Annotated in this window: 5 protein-coding genes and 5 tRNA genes; 3 read left to right on the forward strand and 7 right to left on the reverse strand. The window is 50.9% G+C overall.

The features are described from left to right. Positions 1-27: 27 nt before the first annotated feature. The 5 genes from HMPREF3168_RS05670 to thrB form a co-directional block, all read right to left on the reverse strand. A complete protein-coding gene (locus HMPREF3168_RS05670) occupies positions 28-921 on the reverse strand; it encodes an SEC10/PgrA surface exclusion domain-containing protein (protein ID WP_070488965.1) in 894 nt (297 codons plus the stop codon). A 134-nt stretch (positions 922-1,055) separates the two neighbouring features. Further along, positions 1,056-1,862, reverse strand: coding sequence for an aggregation-promoting factor (locus HMPREF3168_RS05675; RefSeq protein ID WP_070488968.1), 807 nt, complete (start codon positions 1,860-1,862; stop codon positions 1,056-1,058). Between the two features lie 271 nt (positions 1,863-2,133). Beyond that, positions 2,134-2,206: transfer RNA gene (locus HMPREF3168_RS05680), tRNA-Lys, on the reverse strand. A gap of 35 nt (positions 2,207-2,241) precedes the next feature. Continuing rightward, positions 2,242-2,314 (reverse strand) — tRNA-Lys (locus HMPREF3168_RS05685). A gap of 130 nt (positions 2,315-2,444) precedes the next feature. Then, entirely contained in the window at positions 2,445-3,308 is an 864-nt protein-coding gene (gene thrB / locus HMPREF3168_RS05690; protein WP_070488972.1) for a homoserine kinase, read from the reverse strand. A 166-nt stretch (positions 3,309-3,474) separates the two neighbouring features. On the opposite strand from thrB, the gene thrC reads away from it, so the two are divergent. Further along, positions 3,475-4,953 carry a threonine synthase gene (gene thrC, locus HMPREF3168_RS05695; protein ID WP_070488975.1) on the forward strand — a complete coding sequence of 493 codons (1,479 nt, stop codon included), beginning with the start codon at positions 3,475-3,477 and terminating at the stop codon, positions 4,951-4,953. A gap of 109 nt (positions 4,954-5,062) precedes the next feature. Here the strand turns inward: thrC and HMPREF3168_RS05700 are convergent. Together HMPREF3168_RS05700 and HMPREF3168_RS05705 are read right to left on the reverse strand one after the other, a co-directional pair. Further along, positions 5,063-5,135: transfer RNA gene (locus HMPREF3168_RS05700), tRNA-Val, on the reverse strand. 3 nt (positions 5,136-5,138) lie between these two features. Continuing rightward, a tRNA-Glu gene (locus HMPREF3168_RS05705) sits at positions 5,139-5,210 on the reverse strand. Between the two features lie 151 nt (positions 5,211-5,361). Here HMPREF3168_RS05705 and HMPREF3168_RS05710 point away from each other — a divergent pair. Together HMPREF3168_RS05710 and HMPREF3168_RS05715 are read left to right on the forward strand one after the other, a co-directional pair. Further along, positions 5,362-5,450: transfer RNA gene (locus HMPREF3168_RS05710), tRNA-Leu, on the forward strand. Between the two features lie 111 nt (positions 5,451-5,561). Next, positions 5,562-6,092: a GNAT family N-acetyltransferase gene (locus HMPREF3168_RS05715; protein WP_070488978.1), complete on the forward strand. Its 531-nt coding sequence runs from the start codon at positions 5,562-5,564 to the stop codon at positions 6,090-6,092. The last annotated feature ends 241 nt before the right edge of the window (positions 6,093-6,333 follow it).

The raw sequence follows: 6,333 nt of genomic DNA on the forward strand, positions 1-6,333 counted from the left end.
ATTCACGAGCTGGCTGAAATTGAAGCCCTAAGCCTTAAAGCTGCCCCAGTAGGCGCCGCCGTAGGCCCACTTAAGGTGGGCTGGCACTCCGATATAGTGCAGGGAGTAAGTGCCGTTAGTGTAGGAAACGTTAAAGCCGTAGTAGTCCCAGTCGCCGTCATACTTGCCGCCCTGGGTATTCATGAGGTCCCCCGCGTGCCCCCATTCCGTGTACTGGCTCAGCTGCTTGACCTTGCTCTGGTTAGCATAGCGGTAGCCAAACATCATGGTCTTCAAGCCAAAGTAGATGTCCTTCTTCATAGCCGTCATGGTCACCTGACTGCCGTCCTTAAAGCCGGCCATGTCTTCGACATAGTTGTAGTTGCTTGGCAATTTCAAGCCGACCCGGTTAGTGGCCCGGACGATCCCTGGCACATAGTGGCCAGTGGCGATGGTCTTCTTGTTTGCCACGTATTCCTTGGAAATTTCCAAGGCCAGCTTCTGGGTCCCCTTGCTGTACTTCCACTTCTTCAGGCCCAGCTTGGCCCGGGCCTGGTTGATCAAGCGGAGGGAGTAGGTCGCCAGAGTCTTGGACTGACTGGTATTCAAGTGGCCATTGGTCAATTTAACAATGGTCTTGTTGTCCTTGCTGGACTCTGACCAGGAACTTTGGTCAAAAGTATTGGCCTGCATCCCCTTAACGTTGATCTTCCGCCACTTCTTCAGCCAAGCCGCGTTCTTCTTGTTTTTCAGCCACTTCTTCTGCTGGCTCTTAGACAAGTTGGAGTACCAGTAGGCCTTCTTCAAGTTGGCCTTAGTATAGCCCTTAGGCAGGGTAAAAACCGCCTGCCGGCTGCTGGCTGCAACTGGTCTTACCTGGCTAGCCGCGAAAGCCGTCCCGATTGCCAAAACGGCTGCCGCGCTTACGAAAAATTTCTTCATCTTTGAACCTCTATTTCTCAATTCAAATCCTATCCCATCTCTTTTATTATACCTTGTTTAGCAGCTCTTTTCTCCACAAAAAGGCAAAGAAAAAGACGGTTCCCCGAAAGGAACCATCTTTGACCAGCAGCTGATTAGTACCAACCATTAGCTTGCCAGAAGGCCTTGGCTGCAGTCCATGAACCATACCGGCTTTGAACGTAGCTGTTGGCAACCTTTTCCTGGTTGGCGGCAGAAGTGTCACCATTCAAGTAGCTCAAGCTCAATTGGTACTTGCCGTAGTAGTTACCGTTTGAGGCAGTGTATGAGCCGCCGCTTTCCTTGCTTGCGATCCAAGCCTTAGCTGCTTCTTCAGATGATGATGAAGAAGTTGAAGTTGAGCTGGAAGTGCTTGCGGAAGCAGTTGAAGTTGAAGCAGAAGTGCTTGAACTGGTCGTGCTTGCGCTGTAGCTGGAAGTGTTGGCTGCGCCAGTATTCGCGCTGTAGCTGTAGTTATAGTTTGAGCCGTAGCCGTAGTTATTTGCTGATGAGCTGTAGCTCGTAGTGTAGCCAGTGCCAGTTGAGCTGGTCGTGCTGTTAGCAGTGTTAGTGCTGGTAGTATTCGCGTTGTAAGTGCTGTTTGAAGCAGTTGATGCTTCAGTGGTGTACTTGGCCATGATCCATTGGCGCTTGCCGATCTTGTACCACTTTTCACCTGAAGCGTCGCGGGCAGTCTTAACTACCTTCCATGAGCTGCCGTCCTTAACGGAACCGGTAACCGTAGCAGTGTAGTAATTTGACCAAGTTGCAATTGATTGTCCATCAATGTAGTCAACCGTTACGCTGTCACCGATGGTTGCCGCGTCTGCTTGACCGTTCGTGCCTAAGCCGATCGCTGCCACGCCAGTCAAAGCCAAGCCTGCAGCAAATACTGATTTAAGTACGTTAGATTTGATGTTCAAAAAAATTCTCCTTTGCTTGTCGCAAGCTCTCATCTGCCAAGTTACTTCTCCTTTGGCAAATTCCTTCTTGCTACTCTTATGTCATTTGACAGTCTATATGTTAACAGGGCCAAATTTCAAAACCATAGCAAAAAAGTAACGGTCCAGTTAAGAATAGATTACAGGGAAGACATTTTCTGTAACATTTGTAATATTTTACCCGGCCTTAACTGCCTTAAAATATTTGCCTAAAAGCAAAAAAGACATCATGCACACGCATGATGTCTCGCGATGGGTCGTCAGGGGATCGAACCCTGGACACCCGGATTAAGAGTCCGGTGCTCTGCCAGCTGAGCTAACGACCCAAATTGGGTTTATTTAACTAGCGCCTAAGCGCAAATGGGTCGTCAGGGGATCGAACCCTGGACACCCGGATTAAGAGTCCGGTGCTCTGCCAGCTGAGCTAACGACCCAAGTGGGCTACGGCTGACTTTCGTCAACCGACATTTATTTATTATACAGAAATGCGACAGGAATGCAAGCCTTTTGGCAAGATTTTTGCTCAAAAACTTCCTTTTCCTGTCCAGCCCGCCCTTTTCTTCCTTATTTCTGCCAAAAAGCACCCCGCGGGGCAACTTCCAGCCGGCGGATTCCATCCTTTAAACCCGCCTCTCTGACCGCCTCGACAAAGTCACTGATATGCTGGGGGGCAACCAGGCTCATAATGGTCGGGCCGGCTCCTGACAGGTAGGTCGCTACCGCCCCATGCTCATGGCCGACATTGCGGATGATCTCCAGTTCCGGCACCAATTTGCTTCTGTAGCGCTCATGGAAGAGGTCAGCCTCCATTAACTCCCCGGCCTTTTCATAATCCTGGGCAAAAAGGGCCGCTACCGCCGTGTTGGCCACGGCACTGGCCTGAACCGCCTCTTTAAAGGAAAGCTGCTTGGGCAAAACGGCCCGGGCATCGCTGGTCTTTAAGTTATAGGCCGGGATGTAGGCGATCATGGCAAAAGGTGGTACCGGGGCCTTGACGGCTGTAAAGTGGCCGTTGACCTTACAGCCGACAACCAGGCTGCCCAGAATGGTCGGGGCTACATTGTCCGGGTGCCCTTCCAGTTGGGCCGCAATTTCGATTTTATCATGGGGAGCCAGGTTGAGTTGCCCCAATTGGTCGGCCAGTTCAATCCCGCCCACGATGGCGCTGGAACTGGAGCCCAGGCCATGAGCCAGGGGGATGTCTGATTCCACCCGCAGGTGCTGGGGGGTTAAATCCGGCTTGACGCTTAAAGCCGCCTGGACGATCATATTGTCTTTCCCGCTTGGCAGGTCCCCTAAGTTATGGTCTACCTGCCAGTGGTCGCTCTCCCCGATTACTTCAATGGTTAGGTACAAGGAAATGGCCACCCCGATGGAGTCGAAACCCGGGCCCAGGTTGGCGCTGGATGCTGGAACTTTGATTTTCACGCTATTTCACCTCAATAATTGGCAATCGCTAGTTTTTAATCATTTTATCATGCTTTCCCTTTTAGAAAAATGATTTCCCCGTTATAATTAGCCATAAAGGAAAAAATCTTTTTTCAACCATTGTTACTAGTTTACAGATCACGCATCTGACTTTTAGGGAGGATTTATGATTTACCGCAGTACCCGCAGCCAGGGGCAGGAAGTTACCGCTGCCCAGGCAATCGTCCAAGGCCTGTCCCCAGATGGCGGCCTTTTCGTGCCTAAAGAATTTCCGGCTCCATTTTCAGCCGCTGCCTTAAAGGAAATTTTTGCCCTGCCTTACCAGGATATGGCTAAAAAGATCCTGGCCCTCTTCTTGACTGACTACAGTGCAGAGCAGCTGGCAGAGATTGTTAAAGGCGCCTACGGCCAGCAATGGGATGACGACCGGATCGCCCCGCTGACTGATAAGAAGGCCGGCAATTACTACCTGGAGCTCTTCCACGGGCCAACCCTGGCCTTTAAGGACGTGGCCTTGCAGTGCCTGCCCCGCTTGATGAAGACAGCCTTGGAAAACTCAGACGACCACAGGGGGATCGTGATTTTGACCGCGACTTCCGGGGACACCGGGACCGCCGCCATGCGGGGCTTCCAGTCCTTAGCCAAAACCCGGGTCATCGTCTTTTACCCTTACCAAGGGGTGGCCCCGATCCAGCTCAAGCAGATGCTGAGCGAAAACAGCGACAACACCGTGGCTGTAGCGGTTGAGGGCAACTTTGACCAGGCCCAGACCAGGGTCAAGCAGATTTTTAACGACCCGGACATGAACAGTTTGCTGGCTGACCACGATTTGACCTTCTCCAGCGCCAACTCCATGAATGTTGGCCGCCTCTTGCCCCAGGTCGTCTACTACTTCGCCGCCTACAAGCAGCTGCTGGACCAAGAAGCCATTGCCTTTGGCGATCCCGTCAATTTCTCCGTGCCAACTGGCAATTTCGGCGACATTCTGGCCGGCTATTATGCTCAAAAACTGGGCCTGCCAGTCGGCCGCCTGATCTGCGCTTCCAACAAGAACAATGTCTTAACCGACTTTTTCAAGACGGGCAAGTATGACAAGAAGCGGGACTTCTACGTGACCAACTCCCCATCCATGGACATCCTGGTCTCCAGCAACCTGGAGCGCCTACTCTTTGACCTCTGCCAGGACCCGGCCACAGTCAAGTCTTTGATGGAGCGGCTGAATACAAAGGGCGAATACCAATTGCCAGAAGACATGCAAAAGAAGCTTTCCGGCTTCTGGGCCGACTACGCCACTCCAGAAGAAATCGAAGGCGAAATCAAGCGGGTTTACGAAGAGAGCGGCTATGTCATCGACCCGCACACGGCTGTTGCTTCTTTAGCCGCCAAGCGCTTTAAGGAAGAAGACGATAAACCAACTGTCGTCCTCTCTACTGCCAGCCCTTACAAGTTCCCGGAAACCGTCTACCACGCCATCAGCGGGCAAAATGTTAAGGAAAAAGGCATGCCAGCCCTTAAGGAACTGACTGACCTAACCGGCCCTGCCCCAAAGGCCATGGAGGCCTTCTTAGGCCACAGCTCCCGGGAAATCGTCATCCCGGCTGATAACATGGCAAACGAAGTCAAGCGGCAGCTGGATCTGGACTGATTTTTGCTAAAAAAGAGAATAGATAAAGAAAAAAGCAGCTGAGGATTTACTCCTGAGCTGCTTTTGCCATGTAATTGAAAATAAAAAGAAATAAATTCAAAATAAAAAATGGAGGATACAGGGCTCGAACCTGTGACCCTCTGCTTGTAAGGCAGATGCTCTCCCAGCTGAGCTAATCCTCCATATGACCCGTACGGGATTTGAACCCATGTTACCGCCGTGAAAGGGCGGTGTCTTAACCACTTGACCAACGGGCCATTTATTTTGCTTGGCCTTTTCGCAAGGCACGACTACTAGTATACCCGATCCAGGAGAAAAAGCAAGGGCTTAGGACAAAAAACTTATTATTTTTATTTGCAAAAAGCACTTGCACTTTTCCCTGCCTTTGCTATACTAGTAGATGTGCTTGCGGGCGTGGCGGAATTGGCAGACGCGCAAGACTAAGGATCTTGTGACCGCTTTTGGTCGTGGAAGTTCAAGTCTTCTCGTCCGCACCAAGCGAAAGGAACTGGTTTACCCAGTTCCTTTTTTTGTTTCCCCTGGAGTCTTTTTGCTAAAATCTACTTAGAGTGATAAGCAAAAAACAAAAAAAATTTAAGGAGAAAAATATGACTGAATTAAACTGCCGCTTGGCAACGGAAGCTGACTTGGCTGCCCTCTGCCAGTTCTACCAGGACATCTGCGCCCACCAAAAAGAGGACCAGTTCGGGGCCGACTGGCACTGGGGAATCTACCCTACTGAAAAAGACATCAAGGAAGCCATTGACCAAAAACGGGCCGTGGTCGGCATCAAGGACGGCAAGATTGCCTCAGCTGGCATCTTAACTGTCGGCAACGACCCACTTTATAGCAATTTTGCCTGGCCAACCGCCGCCAAGGATGATGAAATCGCGGTTCTTCACCTCTACGGCGTCCACCCATCCTTCCGCCGGCAAGGGCTCTCCTCTTCCCTTTTATCCTTCATCAAAGACCGGGCCAAGGGGCTGGGCTGCACGGCTATCCGCTTGGACAGCATGGACGGCAACGTCCCTGCCCGCCGCCTCTATGAAAAGAACGGCTGGCGCTTTGTCAGCCAGGAAACGGTCCACTACGACGATATCGGTGACACCAAGGTCGACCTGCTTGAATTAGCCTTATAATTACAAAAATCCACAAGCCAGGCTTGTGGATTTTTTCTCTGTTCTTATTTGCTTCTTGCTATTCCTTGTTATTGATTTTTTCCCGCCATTCCTTGGCCCGCTGGTCCGGCAGGAACCACATCAGCATGACTAAAGCCATGAAGACCGAATTCAAAAACATATCCATTAATATTCAAGTGGACACTAATGAACACATTCTTGTCCTCTAGCTGAAGCTAGAGGATTTTTTTAGGCTTTTTCA

The organism is Lactobacillus sp. HMSC08B12, from assembly GCF_001808415.1.
GTDB classification, from domain to species: domain Bacteria; phylum Bacillota; class Bacilli; order Lactobacillales; family Lactobacillaceae; genus Lactobacillus; species Lactobacillus delbrueckii.